This is a genomic window from Pseudomonas sp. E315 (genome assembly GCF_055406205.1).
The window spans coordinates 160,346-186,737 of record NZ_JBUZPJ010000008.1 but is presented as its reverse complement, the minus strand read 5'-3'; the positions used below and the strand labels follow the sequence as shown (position 1 = coordinate 186,737).

The 26,392-nt window shown below is 54.6% G+C and carries 20 protein-coding genes and 5 pseudogenes; 15 read left to right on the top strand and 10 right to left on the bottom strand.

Features of this window, described 5'->3' with window-relative positions; all coding sequences use genetic code 11:
- Nucleotides 1-49 precede the first annotated feature (49 nt).
- Nucleotides 50-569, top strand: a pseudogene (locus ACZRJQ_RS13670) (tyrosine-type recombinase/integrase); the annotation flags it as partial.
- On the opposite strand, the gene ACZRJQ_RS13665 reads toward ACZRJQ_RS13670, so the two are convergent.
- From ACZRJQ_RS13665 to ACZRJQ_RS13655, 3 genes are all read right to left on the bottom strand, one after another.
- A complete protein-coding gene (locus ACZRJQ_RS13665) occupies nt 494-733 on the bottom strand; it encodes a hypothetical protein (RefSeq protein WP_463978871.1) in 240 nt (79 codons plus the stop codon). The pseudogene ACZRJQ_RS13670 and the gene ACZRJQ_RS13665 sit on opposite strands and share 76 nt — an antisense overlap.
- 291 nt (nt 734-1,024) lie before the next feature.
- Nucleotides 1,025-1,144, bottom strand: a complete 120-nt coding sequence (locus tag ACZRJQ_RS13660; RefSeq protein WP_463978897.1) for a hypothetical protein — start codon at nt 1,142-1,144, stop codon at nt 1,025-1,027.
- A gap of 89 nt (nt 1,145-1,233) precedes the next feature.
- On the bottom strand, nt 1,234-2,067 hold the full coding sequence (locus ACZRJQ_RS13655) for an endonuclease (protein ID WP_463978870.1): 834 nt from the start codon (nt 2,065-2,067) through the stop codon (nt 1,234-1,236).
- Nucleotides 2,068-2,321: 254 nt separating this feature from the next.
- On the opposite strand from ACZRJQ_RS13655, the gene ACZRJQ_RS13650 reads away from it, so the two are divergent.
- The 3 genes and pseudogenes from ACZRJQ_RS13650 to ACZRJQ_RS13640 all read left to right on the top strand — a co-directional run.
- Entirely contained in the window at nt 2,322-2,567 is a 246-nt protein-coding gene (locus ACZRJQ_RS13650; RefSeq protein ID WP_463978869.1) for a type II toxin-antitoxin system ParD family antitoxin, read from the top strand.
- Nucleotides 2,560-2,850 (top strand): type II toxin-antitoxin system RelE/ParE family toxin, encoded by a 291-nt coding sequence (locus ACZRJQ_RS13645; protein WP_463978868.1) that lies wholly within the window; start codon nt 2,560-2,562, stop codon nt 2,848-2,850. The genes ACZRJQ_RS13650 and ACZRJQ_RS13645 overlap by 8 nt, the downstream gene beginning before the upstream one ends.
- 93 nt (nt 2,851-2,943) lie before the next feature.
- Nucleotides 2,944-3,752, top strand: a pseudogene (locus tag ACZRJQ_RS13640) (IS3 family transposase); the annotation flags it as partial.
- A gap of 380 nt (nt 3,753-4,132) precedes the next feature.
- Here ACZRJQ_RS13640 and ACZRJQ_RS13635 read toward each other — a convergent pair.
- The gene (locus ACZRJQ_RS13635) at nt 4,133-4,807 is read right to left on the bottom strand and encodes an MgtC/SapB family protein (RefSeq protein ID WP_463978867.1); all 675 of its coding nucleotides are present in this window, start codon (nt 4,805-4,807) and stop codon (nt 4,133-4,135) included.
- 340 nt (nt 4,808-5,147) lie between these two features.
- Nucleotides 5,148-5,872 (bottom strand): annotated as a pseudogene (locus ACZRJQ_RS13630) (IS630 family transposase).
- 245 nt (nt 5,873-6,117) lie between these two features.
- On the opposite strand from ACZRJQ_RS13630, the gene ACZRJQ_RS13625 reads away from it, so the two are divergent.
- The 3 genes and pseudogenes from ACZRJQ_RS13625 to ACZRJQ_RS13615 all read left to right on the top strand — a co-directional run.
- Entirely contained in the window at nt 6,118-6,531 is a 414-nt protein-coding gene (locus tag ACZRJQ_RS13625; RefSeq protein ID WP_463978866.1) for a hypothetical protein, read from the top strand.
- 46 nt (nt 6,532-6,577) lie between these two features.
- Nucleotides 6,578-7,105: pseudogene (locus tag ACZRJQ_RS13620) on the top strand (RHS repeat-associated core domain-containing protein); the annotation flags it as partial.
- A 561-nt stretch (nt 7,106-7,666) separates the two neighbouring features.
- A pseudogene (locus ACZRJQ_RS13615) lies at nt 7,667-7,921 on the top strand (Arm DNA-binding domain-containing protein); the annotation flags it as partial.
- Nucleotides 7,922-7,965: 44 nt separating this feature from the next.
- On the opposite strand, the gene ACZRJQ_RS13610 reads toward ACZRJQ_RS13615, so the two are convergent.
- Nucleotides 7,966-9,258, bottom strand: a complete 1,293-nt coding sequence (locus ACZRJQ_RS13610; RefSeq protein WP_463978865.1) for a carbohydrate porin — start codon at nt 9,256-9,258, stop codon at nt 7,966-7,968.
- A gap of 838 nt (nt 9,259-10,096) precedes the next feature.
- Between ACZRJQ_RS13610 and ACZRJQ_RS13605 the strand changes: the two genes are divergently transcribed.
- The 3 genes from ACZRJQ_RS13605 to umuC all read left to right on the top strand — a co-directional run bounded on the left by ACZRJQ_RS13605 (nt 10,097) and on the right by umuC (nt 14,883).
- On the top strand, nt 10,097-12,496 hold the full coding sequence (locus tag ACZRJQ_RS13605) for a membrane-bound PQQ-dependent dehydrogenase, glucose/quinate/shikimate family (protein ID WP_463978864.1): 2,400 nt from the start codon (nt 10,097-10,099) through the stop codon (nt 12,494-12,496).
- Between the two features lie 685 nt (nt 12,497-13,181).
- Complete coding sequence (locus ACZRJQ_RS13600; RefSeq protein ID WP_463978863.1) at nt 13,182-13,610, top strand: LexA family protein; 429 nt, start codon at nt 13,182-13,184, stop codon at nt 13,608-13,610.
- Entirely contained in the window at nt 13,600-14,883 is a 1,284-nt protein-coding gene (umuC, locus tag ACZRJQ_RS13595) for a translesion error-prone DNA polymerase V subunit UmuC (RefSeq protein WP_463978862.1), read from the top strand. Before ACZRJQ_RS13600 ends, umuC begins: the two co-directional genes overlap by 11 nt.
- On the opposite strand, the gene ACZRJQ_RS13590 is transcribed toward umuC, so the two are convergent.
- Complete coding sequence (locus ACZRJQ_RS13590; protein WP_463978861.1) at nt 14,873-15,721, bottom strand: SDR family oxidoreductase; 849 nt, start codon at nt 15,719-15,721, stop codon at nt 14,873-14,875. The genes umuC and ACZRJQ_RS13590 overlap by 11 nt on opposite strands.
- 337 nt (nt 15,722-16,058) lie before the next feature.
- Between ACZRJQ_RS13590 and ACZRJQ_RS13585 the strand changes: the two genes are divergently transcribed.
- From ACZRJQ_RS13585 to ACZRJQ_RS13575, 3 genes are all read left to right on the top strand, one after another.
- Nucleotides 16,059-16,970, top strand: coding sequence for a LysR family transcriptional regulator (locus tag ACZRJQ_RS13585; protein ID WP_463978860.1), 912 nt, complete (start codon nt 16,059-16,061; stop codon nt 16,968-16,970).
- A gap of 227 nt (nt 16,971-17,197) precedes the next feature.
- Nucleotides 17,198-18,538, top strand: coding sequence for a carbohydrate porin (locus tag ACZRJQ_RS13580; RefSeq protein ID WP_463978859.1), 1,341 nt, complete (start codon nt 17,198-17,200; stop codon nt 18,536-18,538).
- A gap of 63 nt (nt 18,539-18,601) precedes the next feature.
- Nucleotides 18,602-20,977, top strand: coding sequence for a membrane-bound PQQ-dependent dehydrogenase, glucose/quinate/shikimate family (locus ACZRJQ_RS13575; protein ID WP_463978858.1), 2,376 nt, complete (start codon nt 18,602-18,604; stop codon nt 20,975-20,977).
- Between the two features lie 147 nt (nt 20,978-21,124).
- Here the strand turns inward: ACZRJQ_RS13575 and ACZRJQ_RS13570 are convergent, their stop codons facing one another.
- The gene (locus tag ACZRJQ_RS13570) at nt 21,125-21,487 is read right to left on the bottom strand and encodes an ASCH domain-containing protein (protein WP_463978857.1); all 363 of its coding nucleotides are present in this window, start codon (nt 21,485-21,487) and stop codon (nt 21,125-21,127) included.
- A gap of 326 nt (nt 21,488-21,813) precedes the next feature.
- Here ACZRJQ_RS13570 and ACZRJQ_RS13565 point away from each other — a divergent pair, with 326 nt between their 5' ends.
- A complete protein-coding gene (locus ACZRJQ_RS13565) occupies nt 21,814-22,527 on the top strand; it encodes a ribonuclease T2 family protein (protein WP_463978856.1) in 714 nt (237 codons plus the stop codon).
- A 40-nt stretch (nt 22,528-22,567) separates the two neighbouring features.
- Here ACZRJQ_RS13565 and ACZRJQ_RS13560 read toward each other — a convergent pair whose 3' ends face one another.
- A complete protein-coding gene (locus ACZRJQ_RS13560) occupies nt 22,568-23,005 on the bottom strand; it encodes a MarR family winged helix-turn-helix transcriptional regulator (RefSeq protein ID WP_463978855.1) in 438 nt (145 codons plus the stop codon).
- Between the two features lie 13 nt (nt 23,006-23,018).
- Complete coding sequence (locus ACZRJQ_RS13555) at nt 23,019-24,896, bottom strand: FAD-binding monooxygenase (RefSeq protein ID WP_463978854.1); 1,878 nt, start codon at nt 24,894-24,896, stop codon at nt 23,019-23,021.
- A gap of 338 nt (nt 24,897-25,234) precedes the next feature.
- Between ACZRJQ_RS13555 and ACZRJQ_RS13550 the strand changes: the two genes are divergently transcribed.
- On the top strand, nt 25,235-26,335 hold the full coding sequence (locus tag ACZRJQ_RS13550) for a Rieske 2Fe-2S domain-containing protein (protein ID WP_463978853.1): 1,101 nt from the start codon (nt 25,235-25,237) through the stop codon (nt 26,333-26,335).
- The last annotated feature ends 57 nt before the right edge of the window (nt 26,336-26,392 follow it).

Below are 26,392 nucleotides of genomic sequence, written 5' to 3'. Positions count from 1 at the left end.
CATTCACTGAACATCTGGCCCTGAACTCAACCTTCAGGAGGCTAGACCTATGGCTCTTACAGATACTGCCGTCCGGCATGCCAAACCCATTGGCAAGGACTACACCCATCGGTGATGTTGACTCCCTGTCGTTAGCGGTATCGGCGAGGGGTGGGCGTTCGTGGCACTTCCGCTTCTGTTGGGCGGGCAAGCAAAAACGCATGTCGCTCGGTACCTACCCCGAAATCACTCTGCGTGAGGCGCGTTCGCGCCGGGATGAAGCGCGCAAGCTGTTGGCCCAAGGGATCAATCCCCAACTGCAGCGCCGGCGCAACCGTGAGGCTGATCGGCTGGCGGAAGCAAACACCTTCCTGGACATGTTCGATCGCTGGGTCGAGCATCGTGGGCTCACGCTCAAGGAGGGGCGCCAAAGTACGCTGTCTCAAATCCGCCGTATCTTCAACAACGACGTATTGCCCTCACTGGGTCTGTGTTCTATCAGTGAGATCAGCCGTCAGGACTTGTTGAGGGTGTTGGCGAGGATCGAACGGCGCGGTGCCTTGACCACGTCCGAGAAGTGCCGCATCTGGTAATGGCGGGCATCCTTGGCGTTTTCGAGGTAAGGGCCGCGTTGGAACAGGCGTTGTTCCATCACGCGCAGGGCTTGGTGGACCAATTGCGTTTCGTTGACCGTCAGCGCCGTAGGCGGTGTAGCCGATGCTGGAGCATTGGCGTCGGGAAGTGACAGGTTCATGGGGTTCTCCTGAACGAACGGCAGGGCCCCGGCCCAAGGGGCAGGAACCCCGAGGGTGTGATGAGAGGTGCGCCCGAGATTGGGCGGCAGGAGCACGGGATCAACGCGGTGACACCGCGCCGTGGCCTTGAAGATCTTGACCACCTGGGCGGATGCCTGGCAGGGCCGGGCAACACGACATGTATTGGCGTAGGTCTGGGCGCCATTTGCCAATCACTAAATAGTGTGGGGGATTGCAGATGCTAGGGGTAATGGAATCAGGCGCGTTCCGTTTTTACAGTTTGATCGTGGTCAGCGGCTAATCAGCGTTGGCAGATCCATTGGCCAGCTTTGGGCTTCATGCAGTACGCGCAGGATTCGGACACGATCATCGTAGACCCGGTAGGCCGCGATATAGGGCGTGCGTTGAATTACCAGTTCAACTTTTTCAGGCGGGTGCCCACGTCAAGCGGCCACCCTGACAGGGGGATGAATCTGGGTGGCTGCATACAACTTATCGGCTAAGAGAGCATGATCATGGCGCTGCTTTCTAGCAGCACAGGGCGCACCAAAATTTTGTAGCAATCGGCATCGAATGCCTGCCCTGACAGCTTGGGTGCCAGTCTGGCCTCTGACTCAGAGGCAAATGTCCCCAAGTAGCGCCAGCCATCAACGACGTGGAATTCCTCAATCTCACCATGCCGTTCGTGTAATGCAATGGCGCCGGGAAACGGCCAGTGATGTACGGTCCAGTGCGTCAACGCAGTCAGCAGGCGTTCGGTGTGAGCCTCATGGCTTTCCTCGCCTTTGCATGCCCCGGCGCATTTTCCAATTTGGGCCCTGAAACAACCTCGCCCCGTCGATTTATCAATGCCCAGCAGCGTATGGCAGAGGCGGTGCTCGTCAGCGATCAGCATCAACGCTTCGGTGGCCATGCGCTTGCTGCGAAAAAGTCCGTAGAGTTGAGGTCCTTCGGCTATGGCTGTGGTGTCGACGATCTCGAGTATCCCAGCGCTAATGCGCAGTGAACACAGGCGCTGTTGTCGCCGTAGCCGCTTGTTTTTCAAGGGTTGCAGTTCTTTGATCAATCTGGACTCAAGCAGTAGAGCGCCGATTTCCCCGGCTGTTTGGCGGTATTCGATTCGCTGCGCTTGTCGCAGCATCCTGGCTTCTTCCTGTGTACGGAGGTGAGCAAGCAATCGGCTTCGAATATCGATACTTTTCCCGATGTAGAGGGGTATCGAATCGCCATCCGCGTAAAAGAAATATACCCCGGGTGCTCGTGGGGCAGCCTCGACCTGAGCGCGAAGATGGGCAGGGTATTCATAAATCAGGTCGGGGCGGGCAGTAGGCATGCCGGAAACCTTCGTTGAGGACTTTGGCGGTAATGATCATGTCTGTGGCAGCCGCGCAATCGGCGGGTGCTCGCGGTGTTGAGCATGCCCCAGGTCATAGGCGGCCGAGTGTGAAGTCAGGTCTTGGGCCGTTCAAGCAAGAACGGATGATCGGCAGGGTCAGGTTACTGGTTCGGCTAACGCGTTACGTGCATTATTTTGCACCAATAGTATGATGGCGTCGTTCTGTTAATAACGTTGCTGGAGGCTGAATCATGGGAACCGTGCGCAAAACCATCACTGTGACCGATACGCAGGACGGTTGGATCAAAGCACAGATTGAGGCGGGGCATTACACCAATGACAGCGAATACATCCGCGACCTGATCCGGCGTGAACAGGAGCGTAGTGCCGAAGTGGAGGCCATCCGTTCGGCGTTGATTGCCGGTGAGTCCAGTGGGGAGCCGCGAGCCTTCGACGCTGAAGCCTTCAAGCAGCGGATGTTGACCAAGCATGGCTGAGTATCGTCTTGCGCCAGCCGCTGAGCGGGATCTGGAGATGATCTGGGTTTACACCGTTCAGCGGTGGAGTGTGGAGCAAGCGCAGCGCTACACCGACATCCTTACCACCGCTTTTTCTGCTTTGACGGCGTCACCCAGGACAGCTCAGGCCTGTGACTACATTCGACCGGGCTATCGTTGCAGTCGGGTTGAGCGGCACATGATTTATTTCCGTATCACCGATTACGGGATTGCGATTATTCGTGTCTTGCACGATCGAATGGATGCGGCACGTTACCTGTAATGCGCCGCTTCAGGTCGTCAACGTTTGCAGGGTAATCCCCCCAGAAAAAGTACGCATCAGAAGTAGAATTTTCTCCTTACCGGAGCAAATCGGCGACGAGAGATGGCGCAGGAAGTGGTGCGTTCAGGTCGATGTAGCATCAGGCGGCATGCCTGGCCTTCGTGGTCAGTATCACTTGCTATCGCTATCAGCCACGCTTGGCGCCTGAAAACGCAGAGATTGCCGATCATTTAATCCGCCTTACCCATAATCAGCGAAACTGGGGCTTCGGCTTATGCTTTCTGTACCTGCGCAACGTCAAAGGCTACCGCTGGAACCACAAGCGGGTGTACCGGATTTACCGCGAGCTGGAGCTGAACCTGCGGATCAAACCGCGCAAACGTATCGTGCGCGAGAAGCTTGAGCCACTGGCGGTTCCTGATGCCAGCAACCAGTGCTGGTCGATGGACTTTATGCACGACCAGTTGTCGGACGGACTCAGCTTTCGAGTTTTCAAACTGATTGACGACTTCAACCGGGAAGCCCTGAGCATGGAAATTGATTTTTCACTTCCAGCGGAGCGTGTGGTGCGAGCGCTGGATCAAGTGATTGAATGGCGCGGTAAACCGCAGCCAATCCGCTGTGATAATGGCCCCGAATTTATCAGCACCAAACTTACTGGCTGGGCCGAGAAACGGGGTATACGCCTGGAGTATATTCAGCCGGGTAACCCGCAGCAAAACGCTTACGTCGAACGCTATAACCGCACGGTACGTTACGACTGGCTGGGGCATTACTTATTTGAATCGATAGCTGAAGTTCAGGACTACAGGGCAAACTGGATCTGGGCATACAATCACGAGCGTCCGAATATGGCTCACGGAGGCATCACTCCCAAACAGAAGTTGGCCCTGGTGGCCTGACCTCTATTTCTGGTGTGTATTAGAAATGAGGGGATTACCAAGGCTACTGGCGGGGTTGAGACCCTACTGTAAAAAGACCGCCAAAAACCAAACCTGAAAAGTAAGCGTGTTGCCAACACACGTTCACATGACCGACGGTGTGTGGTTCAGCCCGTCAATGGCACCTAGTATTTGCCGCACACGATCTGTAACGGACATGTCCCCCTCAAGCTTTAAGACAGCACAAGTAAGCACAGACAGCCACTCCTGATGCCTGGCCAAGCTCCGTTTAGGGGCGCCTCCCTAATCATACTGAGCTGCCCAAGCCAGAAACTCCGGCCTTGCTTGACCTTGGGGGCTTATGAATATAAGCGGTATTATTGAACACGCATATATATAAATTAGTGCGGCGGGGCTACTTCTCTCACACCGTCCACTCCCAAGATTTGTTTAACAATCTCGTCCGACTGTGCTTTTGTAACGCCTCGCAATTCGATAGTAAAGGTTTCACTGCTACTGTCGGGTCCGCGCTCTACAATAAACTGCCTTATTTTATCAGCGCGCTCCCCCAAGAGTTGTTTTAGTTGATTGGGTGAAAGTGTGTTATTGGGGGCTATCAACTTAACTACTTGTATCTGAATAATATCCCTCAGCATTCGCTCTACAGGCCGGATGGCGATGAGAATAATCAAAATCAAGAAAGTAGCTACTGCGCCAAGCATATAGAGCCCGCCCCCTACCGCCAACCCTATTCCCGCAACAGCCCACAAGCTGGCCGCGGTAGTGAGGCCTTTTATGATCTCTCCGCGCATCATGATCGATCCAGCGCCCAAAAAACCGATGCCAGAGACTACTTGAGCGGCTATTCTAGACGGGTCTAATTGTGTGCCGGGCTGAGTTAGCGCCAAAGAGAAACCAAACGCTGACACTATCATAATTAAACAGGCACCCGCGCAAACCAACATGTGCGTGCGTAAACCAGCAGTCCAAAAAAGATGTTCCCGTTGAATTCCAATAAGGCTCCCATACAATGCAGCTAACAATAGGCGATAACACATTTCCCAATCAGAAATCATAATTCACCCCTCCATGTCGGCAAACTATATAGTTTGCCGAGTAGAGCGTAGTCAAGATTACGGAAAGTGCATAATAGACCTTTACAAAACTTGGAGTTATTCGGACGCGGCGAGTGAGGGTGATTTTTTTCAGTATGTGAATCACGCTCCCCCCCTCACAAATCATGCCTTTCTCCGCCAGCATAGACGCTTCAAAATTGTACATAATAAGAGTTCAAAACCATTTACTAGTCCGCCTGTTCGCACGACTCAGTGACCAGAACTGGACTTTGCCTAGGTTTGCAGGCTTATAGGGCGGGTTTGGTGGCCTAGTGTGGCGTTTCACAAGTAAGGCTGAAAACTACTTGCCCAACGCTTTCGCTGCACGAGCAACGGAGCCAAGGATGTCCTCGGCCTTCTTATGCCCCCGAAACGGCTTCGGATTCTGGTTGTAGGTTTCAAGGTAATACTCAATCGAGGACTCCAAGTCTTTTACGCTGACATTCACTTGACGCTTGATCCATTTCTCGCTCAGCGTTGAGAAAAACCGCTCGACCAGATTCAGCCATGAGGCAGAGGTGGGGGTGAAATGGATGCTGTAACGCGGACGGGCAGCCAGCCCCGCTTTTACCTTGTCGGTCTTGTGAGTCGCGTAGTTGTCCATAATCAGGTGGATCGGCACGTCGGCCGGCACTGATGCGTCGACTTCCTTGAGGAAGGACAGAAACTCGATACTGCGGTGCTGGCGTCTCAGCCGCCCAATGACTTCCCCAGTGGCGACATCCAGCGCAGCGAACAGCGAGGTTGTCCCGTGCCGCTTGTAATCATGCGAGGGCGGCCGGAACGCTGTTCATCGTTCAAGCCAGGTAATCCCCATTTTGAGAAACGCAACCGCCAGCGAGATACCACGTCTTTGCTGACACCAAGGCGCAGAGCAATGGAGTTCCCAGACTCCCCCTCTGAACAGGCGAGGATGATTTTTGCACGGGTACAGGCGTCCTGCGGGCCCTTGCGTAGGTTAACTCGGCGCAGTAGTTCGGCTTTGTCAGCTTCGGATAGAGCAATGGGAGTTGCGGGTCGACCCATTTTCATCGGTGCTAGCATCCTGAGATGCTTCTCAGAATAAGCGTAGTCCGATTTTTTGCTCTACTTGTGAAACGCCACACTAGATACAGCACTAAAGAACTGGCAGGGAGTGAGTTGGTACCCTATCGGACAGGGCCTCGCTCTGAAATGCTAGACAGGGAGCGAAAACTCGTAGAAAGATTTCCAGGTCCAAAAAATAACGAGCCATGGGCAGGAAGCAAGCGGAAAAATAGAAGGTGAAGTATATGGAGATTTTAATCAGTGGGCAGTACGGTGATCCAGCGTCGCGCAAGGCACTTGGGCCCATACAAAGAAAGCTCAATGTTTGTTTTAAAACTTATGTTGCGAGAAATTATTTTAAAAGTGACTTGAAATTTGCAATAGCATTTAGAGTGTCCGGTAAGATATGGGACTTTAAGTCAGAAGGGGCAGAGCGTTTAAAATACTTTAAAAAGGATAATACTATATCCATAGATCTTGTCTTTCCTGAGTCTCAATGGCTAAACGTAGATTTCGAAGAACTTAAAAAATACGCAGCAAGAGGCACGTTCGACTGCCTTAATTTAATGGTGGAAAAGTCAACTGAGCTGGGCGAGCTTGTCAATAAAGATGCTCTTTTTATAGATATTGAAAAAGCCATGACTGAGTTTTTAGCTTGAGCCAGATTGGCCACACGGCTGCGGCTCAATGAGTTTATGACAGTGCCTTCACCGCGAAGTCGCCCGCCACCAAGGCAACCGCCTGCTGCAAACCCAACAATGGGACCCGGCCGGGCGCCTGCAAGAACAACTTTTAGGCCGCCGCGACGACAAAACGACCCTGATCAAACGCACCTACCAGTACGACGCGGTGGGACAACTGACCGACATCAACGACAGCCGTCGCGGGCCGCTGGCCTACCGCTACGACCCGGTCGGCCGCCTGCTCAGCGCCACCAGCCGCCTGGGCGTAGAAACCTTCGCCTTCGACCCGGCCAGCAACCTGCTGGATGAAAAAAACCAACAGTACCAACGCCTGCTGGACCACGACCCCAAACGCAACAACCTGCTGCGCGAATACGCCGGCACCCACTACGACTACGACGAACGCGGCAACCAGATCCGGCGCTGACACAACGTTCAGCACAGCCAGCTGCAATGGGACCTGTTCGACCGTCTGGTGCAGTTCAACGACGTCCGCTTGAGTGTTGACTACGCCTACGACGCATTGGGCCGCCGGCTGTACAAAAACTCCTACCTGAGTCACCCCAAGCGCCGAAGGAGGCATCCGTCGGTGAGGATGAAGAATGAGCTTCAGGGCTTGTGATGGGGAAGTGGAACGCCGTGGATAGTACCGGCTTGTCACCCCCCCCCTCAAAGTAGTCCAGAATTTTGTCCATTGGAATCGCTGAAGTTGGCCAAACTTCAAGGACTTCAAGAGGGTAGATGACCGGTGAATGGCCCGTTTCCCGCTCCAAATTATGGCTCTTAGGGCATCCACTGAAATTCAGTGATGTTCCTGGGCCTTTGAAAAAAGCGACCTTATGGTCGCTTTTTTCGCATATGAAGCTCCACCAAGGGGGCAGCCTCCAGTAGACGGAAAGTTGTTCTAAATCCGTCTCCGAAAAATGGCTGCCCTCCACCCGCTCTCAAAGCCGATTACTGCACGATAGTTCGTTGATGACACCGCCTCGGTCGATTGACTGGCTGCTGTACTCAACTCGGCGCTCCCTCTAGCGACAGCTATCCGTGATTGTCTGGAGCTGCGTACGTTCTTGATTGACGCTGTCGTTCGACAAGCCAAGCCCCAAGAGACGCTTACTACCTGTGCGACGGCCGCGGCTTATCGCTGCATGTGCTTGCTCGTGATGTGAGGCGTTGGAGTCTCAGATCTCAGTGGTATGGACGAACTTTGAGGTTGGTATTTAGGGCTTATCCTGAGATCAAGTTGAACGACGCGCATAATCGGCGCGAAGAAGCCCGCTTACTTGTTGCTAGCGGTCTTGATCTGCGCCTGCATTGCAAGACGACAATGATGGGGCGAGTAGGTGAGGGCGCAGCCGCGAAGTAACCGCTAGAGCGCCACAGGTCTTCGTTTAAACCTACGCAAGCCGCTTAAAACGTCGCTTTGATCTGTAAGCCCGCGGCCAATGCGTTGCCTCTTTTTTTGCCAGAGAACGCGCCGGGCTCAATGTAATACTGGAGGTCGGGACGCAGCAGTAGCCATGGGGTGACTTGCGCGCCATAGTTGAGCTCAATCATTTGCTCGCCATTGTCGAGGTTGGCGATCATTTCGGATTCGCCGAGACTGATCGCAGCCGCTTCTTGTACATCCCGCGTGCGTGAGTTAAGTACAGCTCGGCCGTAGCCAAAAGAGATCGTGTCATGCGGGCGGCTGGCAAAAGGCTTTTGTTTAACCAGGCCTACTGAGTACCAGCGACGCATTGGCGAGGTTGCCGCGTTGCTGGTTGCCGCCTGTCCAAACAGGCGTAGTACGCTTTCTGGATCTTGCTCATCCCTCCAGATTGCCTGGTCCATTAATACGTAAGCGCCGGTGCGGTTACTGCTTTTTTCTGTGCTGCCAATTTTTTGCGAGTCAGAGCTGTCGTAGTACCAGCCGACTTTGTATTGGCCATTGAGGAAGGCGTTGTTATTGAAGATGGCTTCCAGCGGCATAATGGCCCCGGTGGTGTCGTGGCTAGGCATGGAAAACGCTTCGGAAGGAAGACTGTTGTGCTCCGGGTTGACCTGGAAGACTGCGGTTTGCAGCGTCAGTGAATCGTTGATGTCGTAACGTAACTCGCCACCCCAATGAGCCGTCGGGTAGTTGCCCCACCCACTTCCGCTGGACATGGTCAGCGGGTGCGCACAAAAGCCGGCGCTTACAAAGTTGGTCAGGATTGGCATGCCACCAAAATCGGTCCCCATCACCATATAACCGATTTTGGTGGACACCTGCGCAGTAAACAAATTGCGTTGGTAGCTGAACTCGGTCAGTCGGGTGTATTCGCCACCGTAGTTTTCTTGCGCAGACAGGCGGTTGCCGAGCAAGTCTTCCGTAGCGCTATGGCCTCGACGGTCGTTAACCAGAATTTGCACAAATCCAGCGTTCGGGGTATCGAGCAATTTACTCAGATCAAACTTGGCGCCCACGCGTAGTTGTTGCGCATAACGAGTGCCGCGCTTGATCCCTCCGTGCACGTTAGAAATCGTTTCAGAGCTGTAGTCACCGGTCAGCGTGATGCCCTTGTCAATAAGCTTTTGGCGCTCGCCACCCCAATCGCCGGTGAGTGTCGACCGACTCATCAGGCTGGAGGCGTCAGCTAATGCTGAGGACGGGGTCAAGATGCACAGCGACAAACCGCCGCACAGACTGGTGGTCAGCAGCGTGCGCAAATAAGAAAACATTGAAGTGTGCTCCGTTACAAAAATGTTGGTGTGTCGCTCAACTACACGCTGCAAGACAGGAAACTGGCCAGTTCATGTTTTTCAGGATTGATACCGCCGTGAGAACTGCGGTGTTAGCACCTGCTTGGGTGTAATCAACGGAGTCATGATTGGGTTTGCAGGTGCTCGAAGCCGTTTGGATCTTCGTCTCACCTGGACAACAAAATCCTGAAAGTGACAAGACATGATGAATGTCGTCCGGCGTGAGCCGTAAGGCATAAGTTTATGCAGATGTTTTTTTGGATAAATCCAGGGAGTTGAGAAACATTGTTGGTGAGGCAGTAATAATCCAGTGGTGATATCGGAACTCTCACTTCGAAAGCGGTGAGCGATTGATCTGAACGCACTTTGCTTTTGAGGTCAGTAGCACGTTGCGTCAAAAGAAGTCATGAGGGGGGGCCGTAAGCTCGCTGTTGCTATGAATTATTACTGTTTCGCCAACAATGTTTCTCAAACCTTTGGATTTATTCAAAAAAGTACCCGTATAAACTGACTCAAAGTCTCCAGCCTAACCTCGGAATGTCAGCCGGCAGTGCTCAGACAAATACCTCTACCACGTTCCTTAGAGCCTTCGACGTACCCATTGCGATTGCAGCAATCTGCTGAGCTGATCTCCACTGATTGTTTTCTGTCGGCAAGACGGTAGTTCGGAATCCGACATCAGCCATGCACAGCCCTTTACGGGTCGGAGTGAACATTCGGCCAGTTGTTCGCACGCAGTGCGGGCAGTTTTGTATTAACCCACAGAGCATTCACGAAAATGACGAATGACAAACCATCTCAAACTGCAAGACGCTCAATGAGTAATATCGCGAGGCTACTGTTTTCCCTGTTTGTATTTGCCGTTTCACTGGCTTTAATTTATGGCGGGATCAAGCTAGTGTCCTTGGGCGGTTCAAGTTATTACTTGATGGCGGGCCTGGCTTATTTGGTGCTGGCGGCACTCTTTGTGTTGCGCAAACGCATTGGTATCAGCCTCTCCGTTGTCATATTTCTTGCGACCTGTGCTTGGGCTTTTTATGAGGTTGGACAGTTTAGCTATTGGGAACTGCTGCCACGTCTGGTCATTCCAGCCATCATCCTGACGCTCAGTCTGTGGGTGGGCGCCGCCTTGCCGCACACGCCCCTGAGTACGCGGCGGATGGCTAACCGGTTCGGGTTTGCTGTTTTCTTGGCACTGATCGCGACATTTATCGCAGCGTTCTACCCGCACGGCGGGATTTCGAACCCGGTCGCCATCACTGACGCACCCAAGGCCGAAACTCCCACCAGCGCCCCTGAAAACTGGGAGTTCTTTGGGCGTAATGCCTCGGGAACACGGTTTGCACCTTACACACAAATCACCCCGGGTAACGTCAAGGATCTACAGGTTGCCTGGACCTACAGAACAGGCCGTCGCACCACGGGGGCCGGTGCGGGTGTAGACGAAAACACACCATTGCAGATCGGCAACGTTCTGTACTCGTGCACACCGGAAAACCTAATAACGGCCCTAGACGGTGATACCGGGACTCCGATCTGGAGATTCGATCCAAAAGCCAAAAGCGAAGAGCACGTAACTTGCCGTGGCGTGGGCTATTACGACATTGATAAAGACGACAGCCTGGATGCTGAGGTCAAGGCGTCATATAGCAATGAACAACAGTGCCGTCAGCGTATTCTGGTGTCGTCTGTAGATGCTCGATTGTTTGCGCTTGATGCGCATACCGGCACCCTGTGCCCGAGCTTTGGCGACAACGGTTATGTCGACCTCAAAAAAGGCATGGGCCCGACAGAAAACAGCAAGCGCTATCATCCAACCTCGCTGCCGGTTGTCATGGGTCACCTCACCGTAGTCGGTGGCTGGGTACGTGACATTGTGGCGGGCGAGCCTTCCGGCGCCGTGCGTGCATTTGACGTCCTGACAGGTGCGTTGGTGTGGGCCTGGGACGTTGGCGCACCAGAGGGCGAGAACACAGCAGCAGATGATCATCAGTTCGCTCTGGAGACGCCTAACGTTTGGACGATTCCAACCTACGATAAAGAGTTAAATCTGGTCTACCTGCCTACGGGCAATGGCCCGCCCGACTACTGGGGTGGTGATCGTAATCAAGTGAAAGAAAAGTTTGGCACGGCCGTCGTTGCAGTCGATGCATCAACCGGTAAAGCCAAGTGGGTTTACCAGATCGTTCACCACGATGTCTGGGATTATGACCTGCCTTCGCAACCTGTCCTCTATGACATCAAAAACGCCCAGGGCGAGAAGACTCCGGTCTTGATCCAGACCAGCAAGACGGGCAACATTTTTGTACTGGATCGTCGTACCGGAAAGCCGGTCACAGAAGTTGAAGAGCGCGCGGTTCCAACCTCTCCAGCCGCAGAAGGTGAGCATCTATCGCCTACCCAACCGTTTTCGGTCGGGATGCCGACGATCGGTGTCGAGCCGCTGAACGAGAAATCGATGTGGGGTGTGACGACGTTCGACCAACTGTATTGCCGAATCATGTTCAAAGACTCCGTTTATCTGGGGCCGTTTACACCTCCAAGTGAAAAACCGTACATCGAATGGCCTGGCTTGCTGGGCGGCATGAACTGGGGTGGCATTTCCATCGACGAGAACACGGGCATGATGTTCGTTAATGACATGCGTATGCCGCTGCGAATGTCACTGGTCACGAAGGAAGACACCAAGAAGTTTAAAGTGTCGACCGATGAAGTGCCCGGCTTCATGGGAACCATTCGCCCACAAGTCGCCGGTATCTATGGCGGTGTGAAAATCGACATTTTGCAGTCGCCTCTGGGAGTTCCGTGCAACAGCCCACCCTTCGGCAGCATGAGCGCCATTGACCTCAACACCCAGAAACTGGTCTGGCAAGTTCCATTGGGCACCGTCCAGGACACCGGCCCGCTGGGGATCAAAACGCACATGCCAATCCCGCTGGGTATGCCGACACTGGGTGGCCCGACCTCAACGGCATCTGGCTTGGTGTTTTTCGCGGGTACCCAAGACTACTACCTGCGAGCGCTCGATTCGGCCACGGGTAAAGAAGTTTGGAAAGCCCGCTTGCCGGTTGGCGCGGTTGCAGCCCCACTGATCTACAAATCGCCTGCCACCGGCAAGCAATACGTGGTTATCTCGGCAGGCGGGATGAGCCACTCGCCTGATGTCGGCGACTACATCATCGCTTATGCATTGCCGGACACCATTACCCAGAAATAACGCCTTGGGTTGATGTTAGCTAAAAAGCCCGCCTGCTCTTGCAGGCGGGCTTTTTGACCTGTCTTTAGGGCTAGACCGGTAATCCCCCCATTTCTAATCCACACCAGAAATAAAGGTCAGGCCACCAGGGCCAATTTCTGTTTGGGAGTGATGCCTCCGAGAGCCATATTCGGGCGCTCGCGATCAAACAGGAACGACGGCTTGTCGAGCGCTTTCCAGGTCCACCTAATAAAGAACCATGCTGAGAGCACCTACAGCCTTGATGAATATAGCCAGCGGATAGCTTTTTTAAACAATCCGTTAATTAGTGAAGTCTCATGCTGTGTTCTTGATTTTTATCTGGAGCCCAAGCCTCCGATTTGACTCATATACCTAAAATTTTGCCTTCTATTGCTCATATTTAAAACTGGGCTTGGGGACGACAATCCTGACTGATAGAGTTCAGTGGCCGGCAACCTGCTGCGCGAATACCCTACTATCCGGGCTTGAAAACCTCATGGTCGCCGTGGGCAGCACGATAACGTGTATAGGCACAGTCGTCCTTTCTATCCAGTGACCCATGAGCCAAAGCTACCAACGGTCAAAACCCCTTTCCCGCTTGTCGAAATATCTGACAGAAAAATTGACCAGAAACATCCTACACAGTTAACTGTATGTCCATACAGTTAACTGAAAGGCGTGCATCATGAGCTTCACATCCTTGGGCCCAATTGCTGAAGGCGGAGCGCGTTTACCGCTTTGCTCGTTCAAGGTCCCGGCGGGTTTCCCTTCGCCGGCCGCGGATCACATTGAGAAAGAAATCTCATTGGATCAACTGCTGAACATCCGCGCGCCGCACGTTTACTTGGTCTCCATTGAGGGTGACAGCATGCTGGGGGCGGGGATATTTTCGGGCGATCTGGCTGTGGTTGACCGTTCGATCGAGGCCGTTCACGGCAATGTGGTAGTGGCGCTGCTCAATAACGACCCACTGTGCAAACGCCTTTGTGTGAGAGGCAAGCGCATCATTCTTCAATCCGAAAACGCTAAATACCCTGATCGCCACGTCATGGAAGGTGATGACCTCTCAATCTGGGGCGTGATTACCTACACCGTGCGCAGTCATGCACGCTAAGCCCAAGCCGGTTTTCGCGCTGATCGACTGTAACTGCTTTTACGCCAGTTGCGAGCGCGTGTTTCGACCTGATCTGGCCAAGGTGCCCATCGTGGTACTGAGCAATAACGATGGCTGCGTCATTGCACGCAGTTATGACGCGAAGCCCCACGTAAAAATGGGCGAGCCGTATTTCCAGATCAAGCATCGCTTGAAGCAACTAGGCATTGTGGCGTTCTCGTCAAACTATGCGTTGTATGGCGACATGAGTGACCGGGTCATGAGCATGATCGAGTCGATGGTGCCAGCGGTGGAGGTGTATAGCATTGATGAATCGTTTGCAGATCTCACCGGAATACCCGATGCGAGCGCGATGGGGCGAGAGTTGCGTAGCCGAATATTGCAATGCACGGGCATCCCGGTTGGGGTCGGTATCGCTCACACCAAAACCTTGGCCAAGCTGGCCAACCATACGGCTAAGCGCTTGCCAACCCATACGGGCGGGGTGGTGAACCTATGCGCAGACTACGAACGTGACTGGGTACTGCGCAACACGGCTGTGTCAGAAGTGTGGGGGGTAGGGCGCCGGATGACGGTTCACCTAGAACGCATGGGTATTCGCACCGCAATGGACTTGGCCAAAGCCGATCCGTGGACACTGCGCAAACAATTCAGCGTAGTCATCGAGAAAACGGCGCGCGAGCTATCCGGCACGCCATGCCTGGAACTGGACGAGCCCGATCCGCCGAAACAGGAAATCTGCTGCAGCCGCATGTTTGGCAAACGCTTGACCGAGCTTGCCCCAATCAAGGAAGCCGTGGCCACCTACATGATGCGCGCCTCGGAAAAGCTAAGGGCGCAAAAGTCTTACTGCAAAAAAATCCGGGTCAGCATTCGTACCGGCATGTTCAATCCTGATGAAGCCAAATATGCCAAGGGTGTGGTGGTGACACTGCCGTACCCGACCGATGATGTTCGGTTACTGACCAAGGCTGCAGTCGATGCGCTGGATCATGTTTTTCAACCCGGATTCAACTACAGCAAAGCCGAAGTGATGCTGCTGGATTTGCGGCAGCCGGGCGAGTTTTCAGATGATTTGTTTGCGGTCAGCCAGCCAGCGGAAGCCTCTCGAGTGATGGCGGTGCTGGATGAGATTAACGGTCGATGGGGCAGGGGTACGCTGCGAGCTGCCAGCGTACCGAGTAATCCCGATTGGGGGATGCAGCGCGAGCTTTTGAGTCAAAGCTATACGACGAGGTTGGATCAGCTCTGGCGGGTTGGCATCAATCCTTAAGTGCAGCTTCGACCACAACGGCAAGCGGAGTTGTCGGGCGGCCAAGCAATCGCGAAAGCTGATGGCTATCGTCGAATAACGCGCCCTCGGAGGCTGCGACATCCCACGAAGCAAGGGCTGCGGCGAAACCTTCCGGTAGGCCAGCATTCTTGAGTGCGGCTGCGTATTCGGCCTCAGGGATATCTTTGTAGGGAATGTCTTTGCCGGTCTGCCTGGATATTTCGGCGGCAAGGTCGGTCAGGGTGTAGGCCTCGTCGCCTGCCAATTCGTAAGTCTTCCCCTCGTGGCCTTCACCGGTTAATACCACCGCGGCCGCTTCGGCATAGTCGTCACGTGGAGCCGAGCAAATTTTCGCATTACCGGCGCAGCCGTAGAAAGCGCCATTGGCCAAGGCCGCAGGGATCGAGCCGGTGTAGTTCTCGGTGTACCAGCTGTTACGAAGGATCGTATAGACGATGCCGGAGGCCTTGAGGTCGGCTTCGGTCTGGATGTGCTCAGGCGCGAGGTTCAGCGGTGAGCGGTCGGCATGTAACAAGCTGGTATAAACGATGCGCTTAACCCCAGTTTTTTTAGCCGCTGCGATGACATTGGCATGCTGCGCAACGCGCTGCCCCGTCTCGCTGCTGGAGATCAGCAGTAGCGTGTCCACGCCTTCGAGCGCGGCTTCGAGCGTTGCAGGCTGAGTGTAATCGGCGGCGCGGGTTTGGACACCGAGGTCCTTGGCTTTTTCAGGCTTGCGCACCAAGCCGACAATAGTGCTGGCGGGTACTTTTTCCTTGAGGTGTTCGATGACCAAGTGGCCCAGTTGGCCAGAGGCTCCGGTTACGGCAATAGTCATGATGACACTCCATGAATGACGAATAATCGATGAGACGGTATTGCCGCGGGCGCTGCATTTCAGCAACCTGCGAGGCAAGGTCGAAGGCGTATGCTCTGTCAGGCGTCCCGTAGTGTAGTAGGGCAAACGCAGACCGCTCGTTTTCCGTCAGCTTTGCTCGCATTAGTTCTCTTAAAGCACGAATTGCCTCTGGTATGAGGGCAGTGCGCTGGATGGCGCCTATGCTCAGATCTTTGTGCTCAGGGTTGTGAGAGTCGTACTCAGGCTCCTGCTGATTTTTCGTCAGGCTTGGCAACCGGTTAGGCATAATGGCCGCCATGTTGATCAAGAGGCGTTTATGGAACTGTGTGACATTGATCTGAATTTGCTGGTGTCCCTTGAGGTTCTGCTGGAGGAGTGCAATGTCACTCGCTCGGCTCAACGCTTGAGAGTCAGTCAGCCGGCTTTGTCCGCACAGTTGGCCCGATTGCGCCTGGTGTTCAATGATCAGCTGTTATTGCCGGCCGAAAAAGGCCGGGGCATGACCCCCACCGCGATGGGGCTGTCGTTGCGCGAGCCTTTGGCGCTGGCGCTGATGGGGCTCAAGCAAGTGGTGCGGTTTCAGCCAAGTTTCGATCCGCGTCACGACGCGAGGCTGTTCAAGCTGGCGGTCAGTGATACGGCAATGGCGATGCTGGGTGTCGGGCTGCTCGAATGCCTGCGAGCTTACGCCCCACATCAGATGCGACTTGTCTTCAATCGGGTACAAAAGAACCAGGTCGCCCGGCAGTTTGAACAGGGTGAGATAGACCTGCTGATTGATGATTCGCGATGGGTCCCGCAGAACATGAAAACCCGCAACTTGCTGCGCAGCGGGTTTGTAATGGCCCAACGCCAGGGGCATCCAAGAGGCCAGCAGCCCTTGGACCTTGAGGGATACTGCTTGCTGGAGCACCTGCTGGTGTCCAATGAAACCCTCAACCCCCAAGGCTATGCAGACGAATACCTGTCAACCTTGGGGCGGCGGCGTAACGTGGTCGCTACCCTGCCACAACTTTCCCTGGTACCCAGGCTGCTGAGCCATAGCGATCTGGTCTGCACGTTGCCTGCATCGTTGCTGGTGCAGGAGGCCGGGGATCTTGAGTTGTTCGAGTTGCCGTTCAATGTTCCGGAGTTCGCCCTGAATATCGCGTGGCATCCGCGCAATCATTTTGATCCGGGGCTTATCTGGCTCAAGGAAGTGATCCAGCGGATTGCCGTGGAGCTTTAAACGCCCTGTTGTATCCATCGTGCGGATACCTTGTATAAGCGAGCTGGATGGCCCCGGCCAAGTCCCCTGAAAACGGGGGCTTCGGCGATTGTTGGCGGAATATTTGAAAAGGCAGTTAGATAGCTGGCTAATAGTCAGCATGCTAATCTGTTCGGCCTGGCACAGCAGTCTCACACGCAATGTGTGCAGTGTTTTAACGTGCCGTTTCATATTTCGAAGGTTTCAGGGTGAATAATAAAATCGTTCCCTTCAGCACACTGTTGCTGAGCATTTTGGCGGCCAATGCAGGGGCCAGTGAGCCCATGTTCTCGTCGTCATCGCGCTGGATGACCGGGGACTGGGATGGCCTTCGCACCGAATTGTTAAACAAGGGATATGACTTTCAATTCAGCTACCAATCGGAAAGCGCGGCAAATGTGAGCGGTGGTTACGACCACGAGCGCTCGGCCCGTTACACCGACCAGTTCAATATGGGCGGGGCCTTTGATTTGGAAAAAATCTTCGGCTTGAACAATGCCAATCTTCAGTTGTTGATCACTGAGCGTAGCGGCCGTGACATCACGGGTGACCGTATCGCCGATCCGCGTACCGGCACCATCGGCTCCTCCGTACAGGAAAACTACGGGCGCGGGCAAACGTGGCGCATTACCACGCTGGCTTATCAGCAAACGTTTTTCGATGATGTGCTGGACATCAAAGTCGGTCGTCTGCCGATTGGCAGCGACTTCGACTCGACTGGCTGCGTGTTCCAGAACAACTCGCTGTGCGGCGGCCTGGTCGGGCACGCGTCGACCGTCTGGTACAACTCGCCCGTGGGCCAATGGGGCGGGCGTATCAAGCTCAATTTGCCCCATAACACCTACGTGCAAGTGGGCGCCTACGAGTACAACCCGACGCTGCTTGAGCGCAACAATGGTTTCAAGCTCAGTACCTCGGGCCGTGAAGGCACAACCTACGTCAGTGAGCTCGGCTGGACGCCGTCAATGGGTGAGGCCGGTATGGCCGGCAAATACATGATCGGCGGTTACTGGAACACCGCGACTGCCAACGATGTGCTGCAAGACCGCAACGGCAACTATAAGCAGGTGTCTGGTCAGGCCGCCGACCGGCTCGATGGCCGCTACGGAATGTACGCTTACGCGCGTCAGCAGATCACCACGGTCAATGGCGATGCCAAGCGGGGCCTGAGCCTGTTTGCCCATTACTCCCAGTACGACAAGCGCAGCAGCACACTGGACTGGCAGGCACAAGTCGGCGCCATCTATGCCGGGCCCTTTGATGCCCGCCCGCAGGATTCGCTGGCAATCGGTTTCAGTGAACTGCACGTCAACCCGGCGCTGACCAAAAACCAGAACCTGCATAACCAGACGTTAAATCTGAACGACTATGACAACCCTGCGTATCAACCGCTGCAACATGCGGAGTATGCGGCTGAAATCCACTACGATTTCAAATTGACACCGTGGCTGATGCTGCGTCCTAACATTCAGTATCTGGCCAACCCTGGCGGAGTGTACGAGGTGGATAACGCCACCGTATTGGGCCTGACCGTCAACACCGTTTTTTGATGCCCGGCGGCCCATACCGGTCGTGAAGGGTGGGATTCAACCTCCATTAACAGGTAAATAATCATGATTTTGAGAGTGACAAGTATCGTCATGGCGATACTCGGTTTGGCCCTTCTGTACATGGGAGGCGCGTTGGTCGCCGCAGGTGGTTCGCTGGCCTATGCCGCAATCGCTGTGGCAATACTGGCGATTGCGGTGTTGTTGTTCATGAAGAAAAAGGCCGCGCTCACGCTGTATGCCTTGCTGATGTGGGCGATTTTGGTCTGGATCATCTACGAAGTGGGTTTTGACAAATGGCAGTGGATCCCGCGCGGTGATGTATTTGCGTTGCTCGGTCTCTGGCTGGCATTGCCGTGGGTCGTGCGTCCGTTGTATCAGGCGCAAGACCCCAAGAGCACCCGTCGTTTTTCCCCATTCCTTGGCGGGACGGTGGGCGTGATGATGGTCATGGTCGTGTGCATCATGTTTTACGATCCGTACCCGGTACGTGGTGAACTCGACCATCCGGCCGTTACCCGCACCACAGAAGGTGCAGGGGATGACTGGGCGGCCTACGGTGGCACCGAGAAGGGCCAGCGCTTTTCCCGCTTAAGTCAGATTGACGCGAGTAATGTCAAAAAGCTTTCGGTTGCGTGGGAATACCACACGGGCGACCTGCGCGACGCAGCCAAAGATGCCAGCGAGTACACCTTCGAAGCCACGCCACTGAAGGTTAACAACCGCGTCTATCTGTGTACCGCGCATAACGAAGTTCATGCTTTGAACCCAGAAACCGGGGCGATGGACTGGAAGTACGCGCCTGAAAAAGACCGTTCATACCTGCAACAGCACCAGACATGTCGGGGGGTTAGTTACTACGCTGGCGATGCAGCACCGGCCAATGCGTCGGGCACTGCACAGCAGTGCAACAAACGCATCTTCACCGCCACGGCCAACGCCAAACTGGTGGCCCTGGATGCCGATAGCGGCAAGCCTTGCGCCGATTTTGGTGATCAAGGAGTGGTCGATCTGACGGCCAACATGGGTGCTATACGTCCTCATGCCCTGATGCAGACGGCTGCGCCACTGGTGGCAGGCGACTTAATCATTGTGGGGGGTTCGGTGATGGACAACGGTTACAACGAGGGCAACCCGTCCGGTGTAATCCGCGCCTATAACGTGATCACCGGCAAGCTGGTGTGGAACTTCGATCCGGCCAATCCGGAGCAGACCCAGCCTGTTGCCGCTGACCAAAACTACCCGCAGGACACCCCGGTTGCTTGGGGGACACTGAGTGCCGACGTGAAGAACGGTCTGGTGTATGTGCCTTTCGGTAACGCCTCACCCGATGAACTGGGCATCAATCGCGACCCGCAGAGCAACACCGAAAAATTCCGTGACACCTTGGTGGCACTGGATTTGAACACGGGTACTTTCAAGTGGAAGTTCCAGACCTCGCATAACGACCTGTGGGACAGGGACAACCCCTCGCAGCCTTCGCTGATGGACTTGGGCAAGGAGGGTGAGAAACAGCCTGCGTTGTTGCTACCAACCAAAGTGGGCAACATCTTCGTGCTCAACCGCCTGACTGGCGAGCCGATTGTGCCGGTGCAACAGGTCAAGGTTTCAACTCAAGGTGGCGTGTCGGGAGAGCGATTCGCGCCGACCCAGCCGGTGTCCAAACTTAACTTCATCCCAGAGGCGCTGACTGAAAAGTCTATGTGGGGTTTGACCCCGTTTGATCAGATGTCGTGCCGTATCAGCTTTAACACGCTGCATTACGACGCCAGCCCCTGGACCCCGAGTACCGAAGGTGGATCGCTGATTTTCCCTGGCAACATTGGGGCGTTCAACTGGGGCTCAGTGGCAGTTGATCCAGACCGTCAGTTGTTGATCGCCGCCCCCGTGCGTCTGGCCTACAAGTACAACCTAATCAAACGTACCCCGCAGACCGAAGAGAAGCGTTTGTTCACTCAGGACGGCCAGCCGTACTGGAATGAAAACTTCAACGGCGACTATGCCATTCATATCCAGCAGTTTGCGTCTGGCTTGGGCATTCCGTGCATTGCACCGCCTTGGGGTCGCATGGTCGGGGTTGACCTCAATACCGGAAAAACTGAGTGGATGCGCCGCGTTGGCACCACCAAGAACCTGAAAACCAGCTTCTTGCCGGGTCGCTTCCCGATTGGCCTGCCGATGGGCATGGTTGCCCACGGTGGCCCGTTGATCACTGCAGGAGGTGTGGTGTTCCACGGTGCCACGGCGGACAACTTCATCCGTGCTTATGACGTCAACACGGGTGAGTTGTTATGGCAGTACGAACTACCGGCCGGTGGGCAGGCAACGCCCTCGACTTACATGGGGCGCGATGGCAAGCAATATGTAGTGATTGCCGCGGGTGGTCATGGCTCCTTGGGCACGACACTGGGCGATAGCGTGATTGCCTTCCGGGTGGACTGATGTCGACTTAACTTTGAACTTGCTCACGATGTAACTACGGTCGTGGCTGCGCATTCTCCCAGAGGATTGCGCGCCACGATTTTTTTTGCATGCGATTCAAATAGCAGGGCATGTCGAGTGGTTGGGAAAAGCCACCGATGAGCACTATCAGGCAGGCCCTGCGGCCATATATGTAGGGCAACAGGGGAAATCTACCTCGTAGATACCTCGCGCCGCGCGAACGCGGGCAAGGTGGGTGATGGGTCTTAAATCACTCAGCTCCCATGCAAGCCAGCCATCTTCAAAATAGCTTGCGCAGGCTGCTTGCATGTCCGCGAGGACGAAGGGTCGCACCGCTTTCACGCGTACGATTGCGACGGCGCTACCCGCATCGTCTTCGTCACCCTCAATGTGGAGAAATCGACCGTTTTCAACGATCAGAAGATCCTCCGAAGGGCTCAGTTCAGGGTGCCAGCGACGAACTTCCAGCGTTTTCTGCCCTGAAGCAATTCGGCCACCACTGGGCCGCACAATGGATAAAGCTTTGATAGTGTTCTCCTGTTTTGAACGCCCCGATAATCCGTTGGGAAGGGTCTAATCAGTCTGCCGAACCGGGGCCGAAGTAAAAAACTGGCCAATGACAGTTGTCGGCTGAGAAGCATGCTTTTGTGCTGATGCCTAAAGTGACGCGCCACAGTTAGCTAATGCTGTTCGGGTGATTCACACGACTGATAGGGCGGCCGGTCAAGCCATTAGGGTAGTACTGTCATTTATGACAGTGGTCTTTGGATTAAATAGGGCCAATCATTGAACTCACGGTAGATGTTAATCGAATGGTCAACACAAGGACTTGGATCATGTGGAAGTTAGGTCGAATCGCAGCCGCTATTTTGATGCTGGTTAGTGGTGCTGTTTTTGCATTGGATACCAACGAAGAAATTACACCTGCTGAAGCAGCCTACCAATATTTGGTGTACTCAGTTACGTGGCAGCCTAGTTTTTGTAAGCTAAAGCCCGACACAGCAGGTTGTGACAAACCGCCTGCGAAATTTCTCACTCATGGTATTTGGCCTTATAACAATAGTTCGGCTAATAAAACCAACCGCCATCCGGCTTTTTGTAACACGGCTCCGAGTTGTGAGCTGGGGAAGGAGTGTGAAATCAGTAACAGTACTCTGGAGAAAATTGCTAGTAGGCCTGATATCGCTGCGCTGGTGCCAACTAATCCGCAAGGTATGTTCAAGCACGAATGGAAAAAACATGGTACGTGCTCGGGTAAAACAGAGGAGAACTATTTCAACGATATCGTAACGCTCCGAAAAGCGGTGAGTTACAACGAAGCGATGTTTGCGGCATGGGTTGGCCGAAGTGTGGAGTTTGACGAGCTTAAAGCAGCTTTTCAATCCAACGTGTCATTTCGTTGTTTCGTTCTAGATGATAAGCAGTATTTGCACGAGGTGTTCTACCAAATCAACGATGACGGTACACCATATGTAAACGATGCTGCTCTTCAAATCGGCATTGCTTGCAAATCACAGGAAACTGTTATTCCTGGAGGGGACACCCGGTAGATACCTGAGCAAGTTGATTTCCCCTCGAATTTTAATGGGGCTACGCATTGGATGGAACAAGCATCCGTTCAAGAAGGCAGCGCAAAGCGTCACGTTCAGCGGAGCTCAAGTGCTGTGTCAGCAGGTGTTCGACTGTTTCTACTCGTGGTTTGAGCATGTCGAGTTGAGCTCGACCATGCTCCGTCAGATATAGCGTGTTGCGACGTTTGTCTTGCGGATCGCCGACTCGTTCCACCAAACCGTTACGCACCATGCGTGCGGTCAAATCAGCGATGGTGGAACGATCCAGATCGAGTTCATCCCCCAATTCGCGTTGGCTCACCCCGGGACGTCGCTCCAACACAAGAAATGAAGCGTATTGCACGCTGCTGACGTCCGTGGACACCTCTTGCGTCCAAATTGCTACGTGACGTTGTTGAGCCCGGCGGATCAAGCTACCGGTGTGCACGAAGATCTTGTGTTGAGCGTCGACTGACACGAGGGGGCGCCTTTTATTGCGGGATAAAAACGGGCTCCAAGAATGCCTCCAGCTCACGGTATCCGTCCAGTGGAAGAACGTGGGCGATGTATTGGTCAGGGCGCACCAAAATCATGGCCCCTCGTTGTGGGTCGATCCCACGCTTGTCAAAGATGTTGGCTGTGGGATCGACTGTAAACGCCTTCTCATAGTCAATTAGGCCGAAGCGACCTTTTGGGGGGCGAAGTAATGTCGGCAGTTGCTCGACCTTCAATGCTCGGTGTGCTTGTTGGAAGACAGCTCGCACATCTAGCACGCTGTCCAGATCTGCGTCTGATGCCATAAACCGACGAACAGGGGAGTTCAGGTCGTGCTCCAGGTATTGGCATAAAGCAGCCAACGCTTCACCGCCAATATCGGCAAAGGCGTACAGCCGCCAGCGACCATCGGCAGTGGCGGCGTGCCCAAGTTGCATCGGGCGAGCATCGGCCAGGCGAATGACCGGCGCGGAATGAAAGCGCGCACCAATGAGCAATCCATTGGCAAGCCCTTGCCAAGTTGCCTCACCGGTCAACGGCCCCGGGCGGTAGCGGGTAGCAACCCCTGCGGTGTATCTGCCGGCTTGCACAAAGTAGGCTTGCAGTTCGGTGGGGTCGACGCCTCCGGCAGCGGGGTTCAATGGGTCTTTTGGACGCGCGCCGATCATGGCTGACCATTCCTTGTCGAAGCCGATCAGCTCCTGGGCCACTGGCTGGCGTTCTTGGGAGTAGCTGGCCAGCAGGCTTGAAGGGCTGCGCCCCTCGAGCACCGCAGCCATTTTCCACCCCAGGTTGAAGGTGTCTTGCATCGAGACATTCATGCCTTGTCCGGCTTTAGCGCTGTGAGTGTGGCAAGCGTCGCCCGCAATAAATATTCTGGGTTCGCGCTCTTGTGTGCCAGTGCTGACAGCGTCATCGAAACGATCCGTAAGGCGCTGACCCACTTCGTAGACGGAAAACCAGACCACGTCTTTCACGTCCAGTGTGTAGGGTTGCAAGATCCGTTGTGCCGTGGCGATCAGTTGCTCGGCACTGGTGGCGCGGATCGTTGCGCGGTTTTGCTCGGTCACTTCACCTAAGTCCACGTACATGCGAACCAGGTGTCCGCCTTCGCGTGGAATGAAGAGCATGTTGCCGGCATCCGCAGACTGAATGGCCACTTTGAGGCGGATGTCAGGAAAGTCGGTCACGGCCAGCGCATCCATCACACCCCAGGCATGGTTGGCGGCATCGCCTTTCAATTGTTGACCAATCGCTGCGCGAACTTTACTGCGTGCGCCATCACAACCAACGAGGTAACGGGCGCGGACCTGGGTTGTCTGCTCAGTTTCAGTGTGCTTGAGAGTAGCGATAACAGGATGAGTGGGATGCTCGTCACGGGCGACGTCGGCAAGCTCCAGGTTGTAATCCGGTTCCAGCCGCAGGGGCGATTTAAGCATGCTGTCCAGCAGGTAGTCCTGGATACGGGCCTGATTGACGATGACATGTGGAAACTCAGACAAACCATCTTCGGTGTCTTGTACCCGCCCGGTACGCTCGATGCTATGGCGGTCATCTGCTTTCGGCCGCCAGAACGCTGTTTCATTCACCCAATAGGCTTCGCGCACCAGTTTTTCAGCCAGACCAAAGGCGTTAAACATTTCAACCGTGCGACAAGCAATCCCGTCAGCTTGCCCCAATTGCAACCGGCCACTACGGCGCTCGACAACGCGCGTGACGATATTCGGAAATTTAGCTAATTGCGCAGCCAAGACCAGACCTGCGGGGCCACTGCCAACGATTAACACATCAACCGTCTCGGGCAGGGTCGTGGCTTGAGCCGCAGGGTAAAGCTCTGGATCTCCGGCCTGGAAGCCGTTGAGGTGGAATTGCATGGGCATTGTCCTTTTTGTTTTTTGGGGGGGTGAAGCGAGAGCTCAATACAATATGCTCCGTACACCAACGATTGCAAGTGCCCATTGTTCTGTGCCCCAAAGCCCAATGTTCGGAAGCTTAAAGTGCCGGGTTGGCGCGTTTTTCTAGCCTTGTCATAAGCATAAGCGATACCTCGATAATCATTAGCGAGAGGACAGGCCAGGGCTTAGCAGATAATTTAGCGTTCACCGACATGCCCTGATTGTTCAGGGTATGGACAGCCTGAGGTGTTTGCGTATCGACGTGCTCCTGATAATTGCGCACGCGTAAACCACACAATAAAAATAGGAGGCATAACATGCTGCAAGCCACCCCGCGTCCGCCACGTCAACGCTCTAATGCAATGGCGGACCATCGCACCCCCTTGATTCGTAACTGCTGGTACGTAGCTGGTTTGAGCAGCGAGGTAGGTCGCTACCTCTTGGAACGTACACTGCTGGGCACTTCTGTCGTGATGTACCGCACTGAGGATGGCAAGCCCGTTATTTTGAACAACCGCTGTATCCATCGCTCATTCCCGCTCAGTCGCGGTCGGCTTCAAGGTGATGATGTGGTGTGTGGCTATCACGGCATGGTGTATGCCCCGACAGGCCAGTGTGTGGGCATGCCTTCATTGGCAAACGCGCCAAGTCACGCCTGTGTGGACAGTTATCCCGTCATCGAAAAAGCACCGTTTATTTGGGTATGGATGGGGGATAAAAGCAAGGCGCAGGCCGCCTCAGTACCCAACACCGCCTGGCTGGATCAGCCTGAGTGGGCAACCACCGGCGGTAGTTTTAACTTCCACACCAACTACGTGGCGATGCACGAAAACCTGCTCGACCAAACGCACTTCTCCATCTTGCACGCCAAGACCGGTATCGGCACCCCGGCCTATGTTCGCTCTGATCTGGATGTACGGGCTGAAGGTGATCGGGTGATCATTCTGCGCGCGCTGAAAAACTCACCGCCACCACCGGTATACGCTGTGCCGATGAAGCTGGAGGGGCGTAACGTCGACCGCTTTTCGGATGCGCGTTTTGAGTCTGCGGCCATTCACATTGCCCACGCCAAGATTGTCAATTTGGAGCCTCGTGGGGACGAAGCTCAGGAATATCGGGTCAACATTATGCACGCCTTCACACCAGAGACCCAGAACAGCCTGCACTACTGGTGGTTCAACAGCCGGGACTTTCATCTCACTGATGAAGACATCGACACCTATATCTACGAAAGCCACAAAGCGGCCTATCAAGAAGACGTCGAGGCGCTGACCTGGATTCAGGAACTGCTTGATCGCGAACCAGGCCCGGTCGAAGAGCTGAGCTTCGGGCCTGATCGCCCCGGCATTTTGTGTCGCAAAATCATGCTGCGTTTGTCGCAAGAAGAGCAGGGCATCATTGACGCCCAGCAACTCTGAGTATCAGGCAAGCCGCGTTGGGCTTGAGCCCTCGCGTCAGAAAAACAAGAAACAGGA

Excerpts from the sequence above, each read along its gene's own strand:
- ACZRJQ_RS13610 (WP_463978865.1), bottom strand. The coding sequence starts at position 9,258 with ATGTTTTCTTATTTGCGCACGCTGCTGACCACCAGTCTGTGCGGCGGT.
- ACZRJQ_RS13585 (WP_463978860.1), top strand. The coding sequence starts at position 16,059 with ATGGAACTGTGTGACATTGATCTGAATTTGCTGGTGTCCCTTGAGGTT.
- ACZRJQ_RS13600 (WP_463978863.1), top strand. The coding sequence starts at position 13,182 with ATGAGCTTCACATCCTTGGGCCCAATTGCTGAAGGCGGAGCGCGTTTA.
- ACZRJQ_RS13605 (WP_463978864.1), top strand. The coding sequence starts at position 10,097 with ATGAGTAATATCGCGAGGCTACTGTTTTCCCTGTTTGTATTTGCCGTT.
- ACZRJQ_RS13550 (WP_463978853.1), top strand. The coding sequence starts at position 25,235 with ATGCTGCAAGCCACCCCGCGTCCGCCACGTCAACGCTCTAATGCAATG.
- ACZRJQ_RS13635 (WP_463978867.1), bottom strand. The coding sequence starts at position 4,807 with ATGATTTCTGATTGGGAAATGTGTTATCGCCTATTGTTAGCTGCATTG.
- ACZRJQ_RS13645 (WP_463978868.1), top strand. The coding sequence starts at position 2,560 with ATGGCTGAGTATCGTCTTGCGCCAGCCGCTGAGCGGGATCTGGAGATG.
- ACZRJQ_RS13655 (WP_463978870.1), bottom strand. The coding sequence starts at position 2,067 with ATGCCTACTGCCCGCCCCGACCTGATTTATGAATACCCTGCCCATCTT.
- ACZRJQ_RS13565 (WP_463978856.1), top strand. The coding sequence starts at position 21,814 with ATGTGGAAGTTAGGTCGAATCGCAGCCGCTATTTTGATGCTGGTTAGT.
- ACZRJQ_RS13555 (WP_463978854.1), bottom strand. The coding sequence starts at position 24,896 with ATGCAATTCCACCTCAACGGCTTCCAGGCCGGAGATCCAGAGCTTTAC.
- ACZRJQ_RS13650 (WP_463978869.1), top strand. The coding sequence starts at position 2,322 with ATGGGAACCGTGCGCAAAACCATCACTGTGACCGATACGCAGGACGGT.
- ACZRJQ_RS13590 (WP_463978861.1), bottom strand. The coding sequence starts at position 15,721 with ATGACTATTGCCGTAACCGGAGCCTCTGGCCAACTGGGCCACTTGGTC.
- ACZRJQ_RS13575 (WP_463978858.1), top strand. The coding sequence starts at position 18,602 with ATGATTTTGAGAGTGACAAGTATCGTCATGGCGATACTCGGTTTGGCC.
- ACZRJQ_RS13665 (WP_463978871.1), bottom strand. The coding sequence starts at position 733 with ATGAACCTGTCACTTCCCGACGCCAATGCTCCAGCATCGGCTACACCG.
- umuC (WP_463978862.1), top strand. The coding sequence starts at position 13,600 with ATGCACGCTAAGCCCAAGCCGGTTTTCGCGCTGATCGACTGTAACTGC.
- ACZRJQ_RS13625 (WP_463978866.1), top strand. The coding sequence starts at position 6,118 with ATGGAGATTTTAATCAGTGGGCAGTACGGTGATCCAGCGTCGCGCAAG.